Here is an 18,760-nt window from a genome sequence, read left to right on the forward strand (position 1 = left end):
CCATGGCCGGCACCCGCATCACCCGCACCCCCACCAGCCTGACCCAGGGCTCCGGCGGCGCCACCAGGGGCGGCGTCGGCGAGTCCACTCCGCGCCCGGACGGGGTGCTGAAGGTCACCGGGGAGTTCGCGTACAGCTCCGACCTCTGGCACGAGGACATGCTGTGGGGCTACACCCTGCGCAGCACCGTCGCGCACGCCAGGATCCGCTCCATCGACACCTCGCAGGCGCTCGCCACCTCCGGCGTCCACGCCGTGCTGACCTACGACGACCTGCCGACCGAGGTCACGCACTACGGCCTGGAGATCCGCGACACCCCGGTGCTCGCCCACGGCAAGGTCCGCCACCACGGCGAGCCGGTCGCGCTGGTGGCCGCCGACCACCCGGAGACCGCGCGCCGCGCCGCCGCCAAGATCGTGGTCGACTACGAGGAACTGCCGGTCATCACCGACGAGGCGTCCGCGACCGCCCCCGGCGCGCCGCTGGTGCACGAGGACCGCGACGACCACCACAGCGGCCACGTCCCGCACCCCAACATCGTGCACCGCCAGCCGATCGTGCGCGGCGACGCCGCCGCGGCCGCCGCCCGCGCCGACGTCGTGGTCCGCGGCTCCTACGTCTTCGGCATGCAGGACCAGGCGTTCCTCGGACCGGAGTCCGGGCTCGCGGTGCCGGCCGAGGACGGCGGCGTCGACCTGTACGTGGCCACCCAGTGGCTGCACTCCGACCTGCGGCAGATCGCACCCGTGCTGGGCCTGCCGGAGAGCAAGGTGCGGATGACGCTGTCCGGCGTCGGCGGCGCGTTCGGCGGGCGCGAGGACCTGTCGATGCAGATCCACGGCTGCCTGCTGGCGCTGCGCACCGGCAAGCCGGTGAAGATCGTCTACAACCGCTTCGAGTCCTTCTTCGGCCATGTCCACCGCCACCCCGCCAAGCTCTGGTACGAGCACGGCGCGACCCGCGACGGCCGGCTCACCCACGTCCGCTGCCGGATCGTGCTGGACGGCGGCGCGTACGCCTCCTCCTCGCCCGCGGTGGTCGGCAACGCGGCGTCGCTGTCGGTCGGCCCGTACGCGGTGGACGACGTCGACATCGAGGCGCTCGCGCTCTACACCAACAACCCGCCGTGCGGGGCGATGCGCGGCTTCGGCGCGGTCCAGGCGTGCTTCGCCTACGAGGCGCAGATGGACAAGGTCGCCGCCGAACTCGGCATGGACCCGGTGGAGTTCCGGCGGCTCAACGCGATGGAGCAGGGCACCGTGATGCCCACCGGGCAGGTGGTGGACTCGCCCGCTCCGGTCGCCGAACTGCTGCGCCGGGTCAAGGCGATGCCGATGCCGCCGGAGCGCCAGTGGGAGACCACCGAGGGCGCCGACGTGCGCGCGCTGCCCGGCGGGCTGTCCAACACCACCCACGGCGAGGGCGTGGTGCGCGGCGTCGGCTACGCGGTCGGCATCAAGAACGTCGGCTTCTCCGAGGGCTTCGACGACTACTCCACCGCCCGGGTCCGGCTGGAGGTCGTCGGCGGCGAGCCGGTGGCCACCGTGCACACCGCGATGGCCGAGGTCGGCCAGGGCGGCGTCACCGTGCACGCGCAGATCGTCCGGTCCGAACTCGGCGTCACCCAGGTGACCATCCAGCCCGCCGACACCCAGGTCGGCTCCGCCGGCTCCACCTCCGCCTCCCGGCAGACGTACATGACCGGCGGCGCGGTGAAGAACACCTGCGAGGCGGTGCGCGAGAAGGTCCTGGAGATCGGCCGCCGCAGGTTCGGCGCCTACCACCCGGCCTGGGCCACCGCCGAACTCCTGCTGGAGGACGGCAAGGTGGTCACCGACGGCGGCGAGGCGCTGGCCGGCATCGCCGAGGTGCTCGGGGACGAAGCGGTCGACCTGGAACTGGAGTTCAGGCACCGGCCCACCCAGGCCTTCGACCTGCGCACCGGCCAGGGCAACGGCCATGTGCAGTACAGCTTCGCCGCGCACCGCGCGGTGGTCGAGGTCGACACCGAACTCGGCCTGGTCAAGGTGGTCGAACTGGCCTGCGCCCAGGACGTCGGCAAGGCGCTCAACCCGCTGTCGGTGGCCGGCCAGATCCAGGGCGGCACCACGCAGGGCCTGGGCGTCGCGGTGATGGAGGAGATCGTCGTCGACCCGGTGACCGCGAAGGTCCGCAACCCCTCCTTCACCGACTACCTGATCCCCACCATCCTCGACACGCCGACCATCCCGGTGGACGTGCTCGAACTCGCCGACGCCAACGCCCCGTACGGGCTGCGCGGCGTCGGCGAGGCCCCGACCCTGTCCTCGACCCCCGCCGTGCTCGCGGCGATCCGGGCGGCGACCGGGCTGGAGCTGAACAGGACCCCGGTCCGCCCCGAGCACCTGACCGGGACGGACTAGGAAGCCGGACGCGGCGGCGCCACCAGCGGGCGCCGCGGTCCGGCGCGGCAGTACGGCAAGGCACCTCGGGCCGTCCCCGGGTCGTGCAGACCACATCCATCCCAAATCCCGCACCCCTGGTGCGGGTGCCCCTGTGAACCTTGGGAGTCGGCACATGACCCAGACGCCAGTGGAGCCGCGCACCGCGGCCGGGGACCCGCGCCCCGGGCCGCGCGGCCCGGACCAACGCCCGTGGCTCGACCGGTACTTCCACATCACCGCACGAGGCTCGACGATCCCCCGCGAGGTCCGCGGCGGCGTCACCACCTTCATGGCGATGTGCTACATCCTGCTGCTCAACCCGCTGCTGCTGTCGGGTCCCGACGCGCACGGCCACCGGCTCGGCCACGCCGCGCTGATCACCGCGACCGCGCTGGCCGCGGCCGTCTCCACGCTGCTGATGGGCCTGCTCGGCAAGGCGCCGCTGGCCCTCGCCGCCGGGCTGAGCGTCGCCGGGGTGATCTCCACCCAGGTCGCGCCGAACATGACCTGGCCGCAGGCGATGGGCATGTGCGTGCTGTACGGCGCGGTGATCGTGCTGCTGGTGGTCACCGGGTTGCGCGAGATCGTCATGAACGCCATACCGCTGCCGCTCAAGCACGGCATCACCATCGGCATCGGCCTGTTCATCGCGATGATCGGCCTGGTCAACGCCGGCTTCGTGGGCAAGGGCGACCCGCACGGCAGTGCGCCGGTCACCCTCGGCGCCGGCGGGCAGCTGGCCGGCTGGCCGGTGCTGCTGTTCTGCGTGACGCTGCTGCTGATCTTCATGCTCCAGGCCAGGGACGTGCCCGGCGCGATCCTGGTCGGCATCGTCACCGGCACCGTCCTCGCGGTGGTCGTCAACGCCGTCGGGCACCTGACCGCCGCCGACTGGGGCGGCACCGCGCCCCGGCTGCGGGGCAGCGCGGTGTCCATGCCGGACTTCTCGCTGCTGGGCCACGTGGAGTTCGGCGGCTGGGGCTCGATCGGCGGGATGACCGTCGGCGTCATCGTCTTCACCCTGGTGCTCGCCGGGTTCTTCGACGCGATGGCCACCATCATCGGCGTCGGCACCGAGGCCGGCCTCGCCGACGAGCGGGGCCGGATGCCGGGGCTGTCCAGGGCGCTGTTCGTCGACGGCGCGGGCGGCGCGATCGGCGGTGTCGCGGGCGCCTCCGGGCAGACCGTGTTCATCGAGTCCGCGACCGGCGTCGGCGAGGGCGCGCGCACCGGGCTGTCCGCCACCGTGACCGGACTGCTCTTCGCGCTCGGCCTGTTCTTCACCCCGCTCGCGCAGATCGTGCCCGGCCAGGTCGCCGCCGCGGCCCTGGTGGTGATCGGCGCGATGATGATGGGCAACGCCCGGCACGTCGACTGGTCGGACCGCGCGGTGGCCGTGCCGGTCTTCATGACGGTGGCCCTGATGCCCTTCACCTACTCGATCACCGCCGGCGTCGGCGCGGGCGTGGTGTCGTACACCGCGATACGCGCCGCGCAGGGCCGATGGCGCGAGCCCGGGCCGTTCATGTGGGTCCTGGCCGCCGTCTTCACCGTCTACTTCGCCCTGCACCCGATCGAGGGCTGGCTCGGCGTGAGGTAGCGCCGAGCCTCCGGAGCCGGCGCCCGACGCCCGGCGCCCGACGCCTTCCAGGCTGTCCCACGAGGAGACGATCACCATGCTGGACATCGCCGAGGAGCTGCACCGCTGGTGCGGGCTGGGGCGGCCGTTCGCGGTCGCGACCGTCGTCGCCACCGGCGGCAGCGCGCCGCGGCAGCCGGGCGCCGCGCTCGCCGTGGACGGCGACGGCGCCGTGATCGGCAGCGTCTCCGGCGGCTGCGTCGAGGGCGCGGTCTACGAGCTGTGCCAGGAGGCGCTGAACGGCCAGGGCCCCGACGTGGTGCTGGAACGCTTCGGCTACTCCGACGAGGACGCCTTCGCGGTCGGGCTGAGCTGCGGCGGCGTGATCGACGTGCTGGTGCAGCGGATCGACCCGGCGCGGCGGCCGGAGACCGCGCACGCCCTGGCCGCGGCGGCCGGCGGCGCCACCGCGGCGCTCGCCAGGATCGTGCGCGGCCCGGCCGAGCTGCTCGGCGCGGCCCTGCTGGTCGACGCCGACGGGGGCTTCGAGGGCACCCTCGGCGACCCGCGGCGGGACCGCGCGGCCGCGGCGCAGGCGCACGCCCTGCTCGCGGCCGGCCGCACCGGCACCGTGGAGATCGGCGCGGACGGCAGCCGCTGCGGCGTCCCGCTGACGCTGCTGGTGGAGTCGCGCACGCCGCCGCCGCGGCTGCTGGTGTTCGGCGCGGTCGACTTCGCGGCGGCGCTGGTCCGCGCGGGCGCCTTCCTCGGCTACCGGGTCACGGTGTGCGACGCGCGTCCGGTCTTCGCCACCGCCGGGCGCTTCCCGGACGCCGACGAGGTGGTGGTGCAGTGGCCGCACCGCTATCTGGAGGCCGAGGCCGCCGCGGGCCGACTCGACGCCCGCACCGCGGTGTGCGTGCTCACCCACGACGCGAAGTTCGACGTGCCGCTGCTGGAACGGGCGCTGCGGCTGCCGGTGGCGTACGTCGGCGCGATGGGGTCGCGCCGCACCCACCTCGCGCGGCTCGACCGGTTGCGCGAGAGCGGGCTGACCGACCTGGACCTGGCCCGGCTGCACTCGCCGATCGGCCTCGACCTCGGCGCGCGCACCCCGGAGGAGACCGCGCTGTCCATCGCCGCGGAGATCGTCGCGCACCGCTACGGCGGCACCGGCGCGCCGCTGACCGGCGCGCACACCCCGATCCACCGGACGCCCGGCGCCCCGGCCCGCCACCTCGGGCCGCCCGCGGCCTGAGCCCGGCAGGGCCGGGCCTGAGCGCGGCGTGAGCGCGACGCGGCCGCAACCCGGCCCGAGCATGGCCCTGGCCCGACCCCGGCTCGGCGCCCCGGCGCCCCGGCGCCCTGGCGCCCTGGCGGCCAGGCGGCCCCGGGCCCGGCGCGAGTCCGACCCGGGCCGGCCACGGTCCGACCCCGGCCCCGGTCCGACCCGGCCAACCACGCCCCGGCGCGCCGGCGGCCCGGGCCGCCGCGGCCCACACCCGTGCGCGGGGCCGTCCGCACCGGTGGCCGGGGCCGTCCGCACCCGTGTGCGGGGCTGTCCGCACCGGTGGCCGGGGCCGTCCGCACCCGTGCGCGGGGCTGTCCGCACCGGTGGCCGGGACCGTCCGCACCCGTGCGCGGGGCCGTCCGCACCCGTGGCCGGGGCCCGCTCACACCCGTGCGCGGGACCCGTCCGCCGGGACCGTCCGCACCCGTGGCCGGGCCCTCTCACTTCCCGGGCGGGAGCTGCGGCACCGGCTGGACCAGCCGCCGCCTGCGCAGCGCCGTGGTCCACGCGGCGACCTCGGCGGCGTCCGCCCCGCGCGGGTCCCACAGGCGGACGGTGGCGGAGTCGGCCACCTCGTGGAAGTGGCCGCGGAGATCGCGCAGCGCCCATCCGCCCGCGCGCCCGCGCCGGACCGGGAGCCCGACGACCGGGCCCGCGACGGTGTCGGCCTGCCAGACCAGCGCGCGGGTCAGCGGTTCCAGCAGCGGCGGGTCGAGGTGCAGGGCCCGCCACCGCGCCCAGGTCTGCCCGGGATCGTCGTGCAGCCGCTCGGTGAGCGAGCCCTTGAACGCGGTGGTGCGCGCGGTGAGTTCGGCGACCCGGGCGCGCAGCGCCGCGTAGGCGGCCGGGGTGTGGGTCCTGACCCGCCGCGGCACGTGCAGCAGCCGCACCCCCTGCTCGTTGCGGAAGCCGAGGCTGACCCGGCCGGTCGGGTCGACCGTGAAATGCGCCGTGTACGCGCCGACGGCGACGCTCATGGCCGCCGGGTCCAGCTCGGCGGGGTAGCGGCGCAGCCGCCGCAGCGCCTCGGCCGCCGCCGTGCCGGGCCTCCCCGACGCGGTGGCGAGCAGCCGCTCGTCTGCCGCGTCGGCCGGCTCGCCGGCGAGGGCGCCGAGGGCCGCCAGGCCGCCGCGCAGGAACAGCGCGGCCCCCGCCGACAGCTCCTCGGGCGGCCTTCCCGCGTACCGCGACAGGGCCCGTTCCAGATCGCGGAGCGCCGGCACGCGCTCGGCCACGCACGCCGCCCACGCGGCGCCGGTCAGCAACCGCCCGCTGTCCTCGGTGAGTTCGGCGTCCTCGTACCGTACCGCCCCGGGGCCGTCGAGCCGGACCCCGACCGACCGCAGCAGCGGGGCGAGCGCCGCCCGCGCGCCGGGCTCGCGCTGCACCAGCTCCCGCACCCGGCCCAGCCACGCGTACGACGGGCGTGCTCCGGTCACCTCGGCGCACAGACCGACGAAGGCGGCGATCTCGGGGCGGTACGCGGTCGCGCCGAGCGCCTGGCGGACCGCGGTGGCGTACGCGTCGCGGTGCGCCAGCAGGCCGTCCACGTCGTACGCGGACGGCAGCAGGGCGCGCACCCGCTCCACCAGGGCGCGGCGTCGCGGCGGCACCGGGATGCCCGCCGGGCGCAGCAGCAGGTCGAAGTGGTGCATGGCCAGGACGGTGCGCAGATACGGGTGCAGCCGCTCGCGGTCGGCCGCGGACAGCTCCTCGAAGGCGGCCAGCGGCAGTTCGAGCGACCCGGGCGCGTCGGGACGCCAGGCGGCGCCGGGTGGACCGGGTCGACGCTCCGGAGGGCGAGCCGGAACAGCTCCTCCACCTGCGGCGCCCTCCAGCCGCAGCGCGCCGCCGCCAGCGCCGCCGAGATCCGCTCCTCCCGGTCGGCCACGGACAGCGCGGTCCGCTCCCGCTGGATGCGCAGCGCCACCGTGCGGCGGTCCTCCTCGGACAGCGCGGCGACGGCGGCGGCACTGCGCGGGCCGGGCGCGGTCGCGCCGGGAGCCGAGCCGGGCGGCGCGCCCGGACGGACGCGTGGCTCCGCCGCCCCCGCCGCCCCCGCCGCGGACTCCGCGCGCTCGTCCGCCCGCGCCGCCCGCGCCAGCGCGCGGCTGAGCGCCCGCGGCCGCAACGGCGCGACCGTGCCGCCCCGCGCCATCCGCGGGAAGTCGTACCCGCGCCGCGCCGCCCACCACGGCCCCACCGGCGGAACCATCGCCGCCCCCTTCCGTCCACCCGCACCGCCGACCGACCGGGTCATTGCGGACAGGAACCGTCCTCAACGACCCCTACCGTGACAGCCATGCACAAGCCGCTGGACCTCCGCACCCTCAACCGCACCCTGCTCTCCCGGCAGTTCCTGCTGGAGCGGCGGGCCATGCCCGCGCAGGACGCCGTCGCCCATCTGCTCGGCCTCCAGTCGCAGCAGCCCACCTCCCCCTACCCCGGCCTGTGGTCCCGGCTCGACGGATTCCGCTTCGGGGAGCTGGGCTCCCTGCTCACCGGGCGCACGCTGGTGCGGCTGGTCCTGATGCGCGGCACCGTGCATCTGGTGACGGCGGCGGACGCGCTGCGGTTGCGGCCGTGGCTGCAGCCCATGCTGGACCGGGGCCTGCGCGCCTCGCCATGGGCGGCCGGCTGCGCCGGCGTCGACCGCGCGACGGCGGTCGCGTACAGCCGCGCGCTGCTGGCGGACCGGCCGCTGTCCTCCGCCGAGCTGCGGGCCGGCCTCGCCGAGCGGTTCCCGGACGCCGACCCGCTCGCGCTGCTCAACGCGCTGCGCCTGTGGGCGCCGCTGGTGCAGGTACCGCCGCGCGGGCTGTGGGGGCAGAACGCGGGCCCGCGCCACGCGATGCTCGACGCCTGGGCCGGCGCGCCGCTCGCCGAGGACCCGGACCTGCCGGGGCTGGTCCGCCGCTACCTGGCCGCGTTCGGGCCGGCGACCCCCGCCGACATGCAGAAGTGGTCGGGGCGCACCGGCCTGAAGCAGGTCTTCGCCGGGCTGCCGCTGCGCACGTACACCGCCGAGGACGGCCGTGTGCTGTACGACCTGCCCGACGCCGAACTCGCCGACGGCGACCGGCCGGTGACCGCGCGCCTGGTCGCCGACTTCGACAACCTGCTGCTCTCCCACGCCGACCGGGCCCGCATCCTCGCGCCGGCCGACAGGAGCCGCGTCATCAGCGTCAACGGGATGGTCAAGGGGACCGTGCTGGTCGACGGATTCGTGGGCGGCACCTGGCAGTTCGCGGGCTCCGCAGGAGGCTCCCGCCCGGCGCGCGGCCGCGGCGGTCGCAGGGAGGACGAGGACACGGCGGCGATCAGCGTCACGCCGTTCGCGCCGCTGCGCCCGGCCGACCGCGACGCGCTGGAGGCCGACGCGCTGCGGCTGCTCGCCGCCGCCCACCCGGACGCGCCGGCCCACGCCGTACGGTTCACCGCGCCGTGACGCGGGGACGCGGACGCCGTACCCCCGCGTCCCCGGCCGTCGCTCAGCGCGCCGCCTCGAACGCGCGCCCTGCCGGCGTCTCGGCCGGGCCGCTGTGGAACAGCCCGCTGCTCGGGCCGTCGTCCTTGGCGGGCAGGCCGAACCAGGCGTAGCGCTGGAGGTAGGGCAGACCGTCCAGCATCTTCGCCGCCGCGGTGACGAAGGCGGCCTGCTGCTGGTCGGTCGGGAAGCGGGTGCCGTGCGAGAAGTCGATCAGCGCGAACTCGGTGAGCCAGATCGGCTTGTGGTACCGGTCGTACACCGCCTGCAGATACGACCTGAGCTGCGCGACCGCGTCCGGCGTGGTGAAGTCGCCGCCGTACCAGTGCAGTGCGATGAAGTCGACGCGGTAGCCCTTGGCCCGCGCGCCGGACATGAAACGGTCCAGCCAGCCGCCCGGGGTGTCGCCGCCGTACGCCACCGCCGGGCTGCCGAGCACCTTGCCGGTCCGCATCAACGCCGGCCACAGCGCGAGCGCCTGATCGACCGTCATGTTCGACTGCCCTGACATGTCGGGCTCGTTGAAGCCCAGCAGATACGGACCCGCGGCCTCGGCGCGGGCCAGCGACGCGTCGTCGGCGCTGCCCGCGCCCCAGATCATCGGCACGAACCCCGGGCCGCTGATGCCGTCGTGGGAGGTGGACCAGGTGTAGTACCAGCTCGCGCCCGAGCGCTTCAGCGCGGTGTTCACGCCGTCGAAGCTCCACACCCCGACGCCCTTGCGGTCCGAGACCGCGGGCGCGGCGGGCGGCGGCGCGGCCGGCGCCACGGTCCCGCGCGGCGTGGCCTTCGGCGGGCGCGCGGCGGCGGAGGCGCCGGGCGTGCGGCCGGCGGTGCGCGTCGGGGTGGGCGAGGCGCTCGTCGTGGTGGGTGCGGGCGTGGCCGGCGCGGGCACGGCCGCGGTGACGGCGGGCCCGCTCGGCGCGGCGTGTGCGGCGGGCCGCGCCGGGTCCGCGGTCAGGTGCACCGCGAGCAGCGCGCCCGCGGCCACCGCCGCCACCGCGCTCACCGCCGCGGCCGGCCCGGCGACCGGCCCGTGCGGCAGCCGCGGGCGCGGTCTGCCGCCGCCCCGATGCGCACCGCTCCGCCCCCGCGGACGGGACGGCGGAGCGGTGCGCGCGGCCGTGGGGGCTACGGCCTCGGTGGGGGGCATGGGGGCCGCGGAGTGCGCGGCGGCGTGGCCCGCGGCCGGGTGCGCGGCGTACGGGCCGTGCGGGGTGTGCGGGCCGTGCGCCGCGCCCGACCAGCCCGCGGCCGGGGCGTGCGCGGCGGTCAGGTGGACCGGCACCGGCAGCAGGGGGAGGCCGCTGAGCAGCCGGTCCATCGGCAGCAGCAGACCGCACGCGTGCCCGCACACGTCGCAGCCGCGGACGTGCCGGGCGATCCGCTTGCGCCACAGCGGACTCGGCACGCCGTCCCAGCCGGCGACCACCGTGCGCAACTGCTCGCAGCCGTCGGCCGCGCCGAGCGCCCGCACCACCGTGCGCGAGGTCTCCAGCTGCTCCTTCATCCGCTGCACCTTCACGGCGGCGTGCTGCCGGCTGAGGCCGAGCGCCTCGGCCAGCTCGGTGCGGCCGATGTCGCCGGTCTCCTCCAGCCACCACAGCGCGAGCAGGGTGCGGTCGTCGTCGTCCAGCCAGCGGGTCGCCTCGGCGATCTCCCGCCGCTGGTCGGTCAGTCCGAGCCGCAGGATCGTCACCGAGGCGAAGTCCGAGGCCGGGTCGGGTATCGCCTCGGCCGCGTCCAAGGCGGTCCTGCGCTGCCAGTTGGCCCGGCGCGCCTGCTCGCGGTCGCGGACCTGGCGGACCGCGATGGCCACCAGCCAGGACCGGAACGCCGCCGGGTCGCGCAGCTCGCCGAGCCCGCGCACCACCCGCAGCAGCGTCTCCTGGACCACGTCGTCCACGTCGTCGTGCCCGTCCAGCGCCCGCCCGACCACGTTGTAGACCAGCGGCAGGCTCTGCGCGACCAGCACGTCGAGCGCCCGCTCGTCGCCCGCCCGGGCCGCCGCCACCATCGCTGGGTCGGGACCGACCCGCTCGCTGCCTCGCATACGCTCCGCTCCGTCACTCGTCCGGCCCGCGCCGCACCGCCGGGGCCATCGAACAGGAGACGGTGGCACGCCCGCGGGGATAACGGAAAGTCCCGGCCGCCGAAGCGGCCGGGACTCGGCGGCCCGTGACACCGGGGCCGCGGGGCGGGCTCAGCTCGCCGGCACCGTGTCCTTGAACGTGGTGCCCGCGCTGCGCAGCCCGGCCACCGTGGACTGGACCTGCGCCGGGGTCAGCACCTGGTCCTTGACGAAGTACACGTAGTCCACCTGCTCGTTGTAGGAGCGCGGCGTGCTGCTGGTCTGGCCGGCGAGGTCGATCAGCCAGTGGTTGAAGTCGATCCACTGCGGGGTCTCGGGCAGGTACGGCTCACCGTGCTGGGCGACCTGCTGGCCGTCGATGTAGTACGTGATGTACTGGTTGTCGATGGTGATCTGCAGGTCGTGCCAGCCGTCGAGGCTGCCGTACTGCTGGCCGTGGGTGTTCACCGCGTTCCACGGGTCGGGGTTGTAGGTCTCCCACGAGGTCTCGTACATGATGTTCTGCGTCTCGCCCCAGCCGCCGTTGGGCAGGTACTCGAAGTCCTGCTCGCTGTAGTCGGGGTCCATCGGCGCGTTCAGCGGCGTGAAGGTGAAGAACGTCTGGTTGACGTGGTCGCCGTCGGGGCCGCCGGTCGGCGTGTCGTTGAACTTCACCCGGGCCGCGTAGGTGCCGTTCTTGAACTTGCGGGTGGTGGTCTGGATCTCGGTCTCCTTGGTGCCCGCGGCGGTGCCGTCCGTGGTCAGCCGCAGGTTCATCACCTTGCCCGAGCCGTCGGCCACGAAGGTCACGTCCGACGGCGACCAGGTCGCGCCGGCCACACCCGGGCCGCCCTGGCCGGACTTCACCGTCCAGCCGTGCTGCTGGACGGCCGGGTCGGAGCTGCTGGAGTAGCTGAAGTCGTCGAAGAGCGTGGGGGCGTTGGGGTCGCCGGGGTTGCCCGGCGAGGTGGGCGGGTCGGTCGGGCCGCCGGGGTCGTTGCCGGCCGGCGCGGTGCCGTAGACCAGTGCGCCGGACTCCTGCACGGTGACCTTCGGCCAGTTGGCGTAGGTGGTCTGGGAGCCGCCGAAGGAGTAGTCGTCGGCCTGGTTGATGGTCTGCCAGTCCGAGCGGTAGAAGCGCAGTTGGAGGTCGCCGGTGTTCTGGCCGGGGGCCAGCGAGCCGGCGCTGGCGGTGAAGCCGATCTGCAGGTAGCGGTCGGCGGTGGCGGTGGGGTTGGCCAGGGTGCCGAAGGTGCCGGTCACGTTGGCGCAGCCCTTGACCGCCCAGGAGCAGGCGAACTTGTAGGTGACGCTCGGCCCGTCGGACTTGAAGTAGTAGCGCAGCGTGACCTGGCTGAGCGGCACCGAGGCGGACCCGGTGTTGGTCACCTCGAACCACGGCTCGACCTGGTCGGTGGTGGCGCCCGAGGCGCTGGTCTTGTACTGCACGGTCAGCGGGTCCTGGGCGGCGGAGGCCGGCAGCGCGGTCAGCGCCGCACAGGCCAGGCCCGCCGCGGCGGACACCGCCATCGCGGCGCGGACCCTGGTGGATACGCGGAACTTTCCTGACACGGTGATCCCTTTCTGCGGGGAGCCTGCCGGTCGCGGCGGGAAGTCGCCGCGGCACGGCCGGAGTTCGGGGGAGGGGTGGTGAGGGGGCAGGGAGGTGTGGGCAGGGAGGTGTGGGCAGGGCGGTGCGGGGCCGCCGGCGGTCAGCCGGCCGGTATCGGGCCGTGCCGTACGCCGAGCGCGGCCAGCCGCGCCCGGTGCGCGGTCAGCGCGGGCAGGAAGTCCTCGGACCAGCGGCTGCCGGGGTTCCAGACCCGGTCGGCGAGCGCGCACAGCCGCGGGAAGAGCAGGTACTCGGCCTGCCGCTCGTCCGCCACGAACTCCGTCCACAGGTGCCCCTGCGTGCCCAGCACCCGGGCGGCGGCCCGCGGCTCCCACGAGCCGGGCGCGGTGTCGGCCGCGTGCACCGCGCGCAGCTCCACCGGGTCGCCGGCCTGGCCGAGCGGCTCGCCGGGATCGGCGGACTGCGGATAGTCGAAGTACGTCGAGCGGTGCGGCGACATCACCACGTCGTGGCCGCGCCGCGCGGCGGTCAGCCCGTGGTCGGCGTCGCGCCACGGCATCACGGTGAAGCCGGGCGGCGGCGCGCCGGAGTCCTCCGCCCAGCACAGGGGCCTGCGCCCGGCCGCCGTCAGGTGGTCGCCGATCCGGCCGAGGAACCAGCCGTGCAGCGCCTTGGCGGCCGGCAGGCCCTCGTCGGCCGCCCGGCGCAGCGCCGCGGGAGAGGTCTCCCACTCCACCACCGGGCACTCGTCGCCGCCGATGTGCACGTACGGCGACGGGAACAGGTCCATCACCTCGTCCAGCACGGTCCGGCAGAAGTCCAGCGCCGCGTCGTGCACCCCGAGCACCTGCTCGCACACGCCCCAGTCGGTCCACACGTCCAGCGCCCGTCCCGGCACGTTGCCCAGCTCCGGGTACGCGGCCAGGGCCGCCCGGGTGTGGCCGGGCATCTCGATCTCCGGCAGCACGGTGACCCCGCGCCCGGCCGCGAACGCCACCAGCTCGCGCAGCTGCGCCGCGGTGTACGCGCCGCCGTGCGGCCGGTCGTCGTGGTGCGGGCTGCCGGCCCTGCCGACCATCGAGCGGGCCCGGAAGGCGCCGACCTCGGTCAGCCGCGGGTAGGCGGCCACCGGCATCCGCCAGCCCTGGTCGTCGGTGAGGTGCAGGTGCAGCACGGTCAGCTTGTGCAGCGCGATCAGGTCGACGAAGCGGCGGACGAAGGACATCGGCAGGAAGTGCCGGGAGACGTCCAGCATCGCGCCGCGCCAGCCGTACCGCGGCGCGTCGGCGATCCGCACGGCCGGCAGCCGCCACCGCACCCCCGGCGCCGGGCGGTCCGACAGCGCCTGCGCGGGCAGCAGTTGCCGGATCGTCTGCACGCCGTGCAGCAGCCCGGCGGGCCGCGGCGCGCGCAGCAGCACCCGGTCCGGCGCGACGGTCAGCTCGTACGCCTCGGCGGCCACGTGGCCGGCCCGCAGCCCCGCGCCCGCCGCCGGGTCCAGGGCGAGCACCACGGCGCCGTCGGGGGAGTCCGGCAGCGGCAGCCCGGTGGCCGGGCGCAGCAGCGTGCGCAGCAGCCGCGCCGCGTCCCGCGCGCCGTCGCCGGCGCGCACGGCGGTGTCGGCGCCGAGCGTGAAGCCGCCGGGGTCGCGGTCGAGTCGTACGGGGTGGGGGATGATCACGGCGGGCTCCCGGGGACGTCACCTCGGAGGGAGTGGCGGAACTTACCACTTGCCAACTGGTCTGGTACTGGTCAGAGAAAGTGGCATAGACCAGTAGTGGCGTCAAGGGGGCGTGCGGCGGACGGAACATGGGCGGAACGGGGCAGACCATGGCGGTGCGGCTGGTGCACTGGTCACCATCTGGTTAACCTTGGGGCGCACCACACGCGGGAAAGGGACAGGGAACATGACCAGTGAGCCGTCGCGCTCCGCACTGAAGCGCGAACGCGTCCGCGACCACCTCATGGAGCTGGTCGAGTCGCGGAAGCCCGGCGACCCGATCCCCTCCGAGCGCGCGCTGTGCGACCAACTCGGCGTCTCCCGGCCCACGTTGCGCTCCGCGGTGGACGAACTGGTCACCACCGGGCTGCTGGTGCGCGAGCACGGGCGCGGCATGTTCGTGGCCCGCGCCAAGATCACCCAGGAACTCAGCCCGGACCGCGACGCGCACCGGCTGCCGCAGGCCGCCGGCAGCTGGTCCAGCCAGGTGCTGGAGTTCGCGACGGTACGGGCCGGCGCCCGCGTCGGCCGCAAGCTGCACGTCTCACCGGCCGCCGAGGTCACCTACATCGCCCGGCTGCGGCTGGTCGACGGCGAGCCGATGGCGATCGAGTACCTGCACGTGCCGGCCGCGTTCGTCCCCGGGCTCGACGTCGCCGACATGGAGTCCGGCGACTTCTACGACGTGCTGCGCGAGCGCTACGGGGTGCGGGTGCACGAGGCCGTGCAGTCCATCGAGCCGACCGTCACCAACGAGGAGGAGGCCCGGCTGATCGGCGTCCCGGTGCTCTCGCCCGCGCTGCTCTTCGAACGCCTCACCCGCGACGACACCGGGCGGCCGGTGGAGTACGTCCACTCGGTCTACCGCGGCGACCGCTACCGCATCGTCTCCCGGCTCGCGCTCGGCGACGCCGCGGCGGGCGCGGCGGGAGCGGGCGGGACGCCGGCCAGGACCGGCCACCACCCCGGCATCCCGCCGGGCGACCTGGCCGGACGCGGCGACGTCCCCGCGCTGATGGTCGGGGACGTGCAGCCGGCGGAGTGAGGGGGCGGCCGCCCTGGGGCTTGCGAGCGGCCGGGCCGGGGGTGCGCCGAGAACCGCGCCGGGCCGGGCGCGGCGGGCCGGGGGTGCGCCGGAGCTGCGTCGGGCCTGGCGTGGTGGGCCGGGCGCGGCGGGCCGGGCGCGTCAGGCGCCCCGCGTCAGGCGGGCGAGGGGGCGCCGGCCAGCGGCTCGGCGGGGGGCTCGGGCTCGATCGCCCGCTCGGGCTCGGCGCCCGGCTGGAGTTCGCCGGCCGGTCGGGACGCGGCAGCCGGCTCCGGCTCGATCGCCGGTCGGATCGCCGACTCGATCGTGCTTCCGGCCGTCGGCTCGGCACCGGTGGCCGGTGCGGTGGCGGGCTGCGCGGACCACGCGGCCGGCGGGCGGGCGGTCAGCAGCGGGTCGACGGTGAGGTGGACCGCGCCGAGGGGTTCGGCCATCCGGCGCAGTGCCGCCTCCGACAGCCGGATCCACGGGTGCGTCGGGCCGAGCACCGAGCGCAGCCGGCGGTCGGTGGTGAACGCCACGGCCGTCCGGGTGCCCACCGGGGTCCGCCACAGACGGATCACCGCGCCCGCGGGCCCGCGCCGCACCGGCACGTACAAGGAGCGTCTCGCACCGTCCCCGGCGTCCGGTCCAGGCCCCGTCGACGGCTGGTGCTGACTCACGTGCATGCACCAACGGTATCCCGTGGGCCGCGGCGCCACCGCCCGGCCGTGGCGTACGGCCGGTGCGTGACGGGTGCGTGGTCGGCGCGTGGCCGCGCGGTCGGTGCGTGCCCGGCGCGGTCGGTGCGTGCCCGGCGCGTGCTCCGCGCACGAGCGGCGCGTGCGGGGCGTATCGGGGTCAGAGGGCGCAGCTCCAGCGCGGGGTGGGCCCCGCAACGCTGCGGGGCGTGCCCGCGTCGGTGTAGCCGACCCGCCAACTGAAGGCGGGGGCGCGCAACGAGCTGGAGCCGGGGTCGAGCCACACGCACCGGCTCATGTACGCGTGCACCTGCACCGAGACGGTCTGCTGCGGGGCCAGTGCGCCCAGCTCACACCACAGGTCGGCTGGCGAGTACGCGTCGAGCCGGCTCAGGCAGCGGCCGTCGGCCGAGCCGACCGGGTTGTCCGCGGAGCCCTCGTCGAGCAGGACGCGGACGGTTCCGGCGGTCACCGTGCCGGTGTTCGTCACGCTGAGTGTGAACTCGCCGTTCTCGGCTTCGTCGACCTCGGCGGTGAGCGGGGTCACCCGATTGTCGAGCACGGCGCCGACGGCGCTGGGCGCGCTGGGCGGGGTCGGTGCGGGTTGCACGGGCTGCGCGGGCTGCGCCGCGGAGCCCGTGGTCGAGGCGGCCAGCAGCAGGCCGGACGCGAGGAGGAGGCAGCCGGGCACGCGGACGAGGACGCGCAGCAGGCTGCGGGGGCGGGTACGGGTGCCTGCGCGGCGGCGGTTCATGGGGGCGGGGCCTCTCGACGGCGGGGCGCGCTGTGGGAGACAGGGTGCCTCGCGGCGGCGGGGGAGGGCGGCGACGCGGCGGGTGGCGCGGGGCGGATCCACCCGCATGACCCCTCCGGGGCGGGTCCGGGTGCGGGGTCGCGTCTGCCCCGCGGGGGTTTGTTCCCGGCTGCCGGGGTGCTGGGGTTGCTCGCGCTGGGGCACCTCCCAGGCGACGCTCTGGCGGACCCGCGCCGCCTCGGGGGTGCTGGACGCGGAAGCCGCCCCGGTCGGTGCACACGGGGGTGGTGCACCGACCGGGGCGGCTGGAGTGGGGGCCGGTGGTGGCCGGGTGTCCCGTCCCCACGATGACCCGGCCTGCCGGCCCCGGCCCCGGGACGCTCTCCGCTCAAGGGCGCCGGGGGGTTCGGGGTGCGGGAGAGCGGCGTACCGCTCTCCCGCGGCTCACATGTGGACGGCCACCGACTCGCCGTCCGCGACCTGCTCGGGCAGGCCCCTGCGGTACATCAGCAGCGCCAGCACCGTGCCGACCGCGAAGAAGCCGGCCGACCACCAGTACGCCACCGAGTAGCTGTGCAGCTGCGCGTGGGCGAGCGCCGCGGGCGACGCGCCGTGGCTGTGCACGTAGTTGGTCGCCGCGGTCGCCGCCAGCGTGTTCAGCAGCGCCGTGCCGATCGAACCGCCCACCTGCTGCATGGTGTTGACGCCCGCGGAGGCCACACCAGCGTCCCGCGCGTCGATGCCCGCGGTGGCCACGCTCATCGCGGTGGGCATCGCCAGGCCGACGCCCAGGCCCATCACGATCAGCGGCGGCAGCACGTTCGCCGCGTAGGAGCTGTTGCCGTCCAGCACGGTCAGCCAGGCCATGCCCGCCGCCGACATCGCCATGCCCAGCGGCACGATCGGCTTGGGGCCGAACCGCGGCACCAGCGTGTTGGTGGCGAGCTGCGCGGAGACCATCAGCGCGCCGATCATCGGCAGGAAGCCCAGGCCGGTCTTGATCGGGGTGTAGTGCAGCGACAGCTGGAGGTAGTAGGTCAGGAAGAGGAAGACGCCGAACATACCGACACCGGCGATGCCCAGCACCGCGAAGGACGCGCCGCGGTTGCGGTCGACCAGCACGCGCAGCGGCAGCAGCGGGTGCTTCGCGCGGGTCTGCCACCAGGCGAAGGCGGCCACCAGCACGACGCCCAGTAGCAGGAAGCCCCAGGTCAGCGGGGAGCTCCAGTCGTGGGTCTCGGCGTTGGAGAAGCCGTAGACGATGCCGAAGAGGCCGATGGTGACCAGCAGCGTGCCGGGGATGTCCAGCTTGGGCCGGTCGGCCGGGGCGCCCTTGCGCAGCAGTGCCATGCCGCCGATGAAGGCGACGATCGCGAAGAACAGGTTGACGTACAGCGTCCAGCGCCAGCTGAGGTGCTCGGTCAGCACACCGCCGAGCAGCAGGCCGACACCGCCGCCCGCGCCGGCGATGGCGCCGTAGATGCCGAACGCCTTGGCGCGTTCCTTGCTGTCGGTGAAGGTCGTGTTGAGCAGCGAGAGCGCGGCGGGCGCGAGCAGCGCGCCGAACAGGCCCTGCAGCGCGCGGCCGCTGACCAGCACCTCGAAGTTCTGCGCGGCGCCGGCCAGGGCCGAGGCGCCGGCGAAGCCGACGACGCCGACCAGGAAGACGATCTTGCGCCCGATCAGGTCGGCGAGCCGGCCGCCGAGCAGCAGCAGCGAGCCGAAGGCGAGGGAGTAGGCGGTGACGATCCACTGCCGGTTGCCGTCGCTGAAGCCGAGGGCCTTCTGCGCGGACGGCAGGGCGATGTTCACGACGGTGGCGTCGAGGACCACCATGAGCTGGGCGATCGCGATGACGCCGAGCACCCACCAGCGGTGGCTGGGGTGCTCGGCCTTGTCGGCGGCCGGTCCGGCCTCCACCGCCGGTGAGGCGGACGATCCGACGCTGGCGTCGGCGGGTACCTGAGTCGACATGGGACGGACTCCTGGAAAGGGCGGGGAAGTGTGCGGGAAACCGCTCAGGGCGCGCCGCGGCTGACGCTCCGCGAACGAAACGGTTTCGTACTCCACTGACGTTACGACGCGACCTATCGAAACGCAAACGTTTCGTTGGGGTGTGGCCTGTGTGACTGCTCAC

13 protein-coding genes are annotated in these 18,760 nt (G+C 75.5%); 6 read left to right on the forward strand and 7 right to left on the reverse strand.

Annotated features, from left to right (window positions below):
- Positions 1–2: 2 nt before the first annotated feature.
- From pucD to VSR01_RS31645, 3 genes are all read left to right on the forward strand, one after another.
- Entirely contained in the window at positions 3–2,402 is a 2,400-nt protein-coding gene (pucD, locus tag VSR01_RS31635) for a xanthine dehydrogenase subunit D (RefSeq protein ID WP_326452429.1), read from the forward strand.
- Between the two features lie 154 nt (positions 2,403–2,556).
- Positions 2,557–4,023, forward strand: a complete 1,467-nt coding sequence (locus tag VSR01_RS31640) for an NCS2 family permease (protein WP_326452430.1) — start codon at positions 2,557–2,559, stop codon at positions 4,021–4,023.
- A 76-nt stretch (positions 4,024–4,099) separates the two neighbouring features.
- Positions 4,100–5,260 (forward strand): XdhC family protein, encoded by a 1,161-nt coding sequence (locus tag VSR01_RS31645; protein WP_326452431.1) that lies wholly within the window; start codon positions 4,100–4,102, stop codon positions 5,258–5,260.
- 473 nt (positions 5,261–5,733) lie between these two features.
- Here VSR01_RS31645 and VSR01_RS31650 read toward each other — a convergent pair whose 3' ends face one another.
- On the reverse strand, positions 5,734–6,948 hold the full coding sequence (locus tag VSR01_RS31650; RefSeq protein WP_326452432.1) for a DUF4132 domain-containing protein: 1,215 nt from the start codon (positions 6,946–6,948) through the stop codon (positions 5,734–5,736).
- Here VSR01_RS31650 and VSR01_RS31655 point away from each other — a divergent pair.
- Together VSR01_RS31655 and VSR01_RS31660 are read left to right on the forward strand one after the other, a co-directional pair.
- Entirely contained in the window at positions 6,943–7,590 is a 648-nt protein-coding gene (locus tag VSR01_RS31655) for a hypothetical protein (protein ID WP_326452433.1), read from the forward strand. The two genes, VSR01_RS31650 and VSR01_RS31655, sit on opposite strands and share 6 nt — an antisense overlap.
- A 5-nt stretch (positions 7,591–7,595) precedes the next feature.
- Positions 7,596–8,741 carry a winged helix DNA-binding domain-containing protein gene (locus VSR01_RS31660; RefSeq protein ID WP_326452434.1) on the forward strand — a complete coding sequence of 382 codons (1,146 nt, stop codon included), beginning with the start codon at positions 7,596–7,598 and terminating at the stop codon, positions 8,739–8,741.
- 43 nt (positions 8,742–8,784) lie between these two features.
- On the opposite strand, the gene VSR01_RS31665 is transcribed toward VSR01_RS31660, so the two are convergent.
- From VSR01_RS31665 to VSR01_RS31675, 3 genes are all read right to left on the reverse strand, one after another.
- Positions 8,785–10,833 (reverse strand): sigma-70 family RNA polymerase sigma factor, encoded by a 2,049-nt coding sequence (locus tag VSR01_RS31665; RefSeq protein WP_326452435.1) that lies wholly within the window; start codon positions 10,831–10,833, stop codon positions 8,785–8,787.
- A gap of 150 nt (positions 10,834–10,983) precedes the next feature.
- Positions 10,984–12,381 (reverse strand): cellulose binding domain-containing protein, encoded by a 1,398-nt coding sequence (locus tag VSR01_RS31670; protein WP_326453927.1) that lies wholly within the window; start codon positions 12,379–12,381, stop codon positions 10,984–10,986.
- A 182-nt stretch (positions 12,382–12,563) separates the two neighbouring features.
- Complete coding sequence (locus VSR01_RS31675) at positions 12,564–14,105, reverse strand: beta-N-acetylhexosaminidase (RefSeq protein WP_326452436.1); 1,542 nt, start codon at positions 14,103–14,105, stop codon at positions 12,564–12,566.
- A 226-nt stretch (positions 14,106–14,331) separates the two neighbouring features.
- On the opposite strand from VSR01_RS31675, the gene VSR01_RS31680 reads away from it, so the two are divergent.
- On the forward strand, positions 14,332–15,189 hold the full coding sequence (locus tag VSR01_RS31680; protein ID WP_326452437.1) for a GntR family transcriptional regulator: 858 nt from the start codon (positions 14,332–14,334) through the stop codon (positions 15,187–15,189).
- Positions 15,190–15,344: 155 nt separating this feature from the next.
- Here the strand turns inward: VSR01_RS31680 and VSR01_RS31685 are convergent, their stop codons facing one another.
- The 3 genes from VSR01_RS31685 to VSR01_RS31695 all read right to left on the reverse strand — a co-directional run bounded on the left by VSR01_RS31685 (position 15,345) and on the right by VSR01_RS31695 (position 18,597).
- Positions 15,345–15,857 (reverse strand): SAV_915 family protein, encoded by a 513-nt coding sequence (locus VSR01_RS31685; RefSeq protein WP_326452438.1) that lies wholly within the window; start codon positions 15,855–15,857, stop codon positions 15,345–15,347.
- 172 nt (positions 15,858–16,029) lie between these two features.
- On the reverse strand, positions 16,030–16,623 hold the full coding sequence (locus VSR01_RS31690) for a hypothetical protein (RefSeq protein WP_326452439.1): 594 nt from the start codon (positions 16,621–16,623) through the stop codon (positions 16,030–16,032).
- Positions 16,624–17,067: 444 nt separating this feature from the next.
- Positions 17,068–18,597: an MFS transporter gene (locus VSR01_RS31695; protein ID WP_326452440.1), complete on the reverse strand. Its 1,530-nt coding sequence runs from the start codon at positions 18,595–18,597 to the stop codon at positions 17,068–17,070.
- Between the last annotated feature and the right edge of the window lie 163 nt (positions 18,598–18,760).

This window comes from Actinacidiphila sp. DG2A-62 (assembly GCF_035825295.1).
Lineage (GTDB): Bacteria > Actinomycetota > Actinomycetes > Streptomycetales > Streptomycetaceae > Actinacidiphila.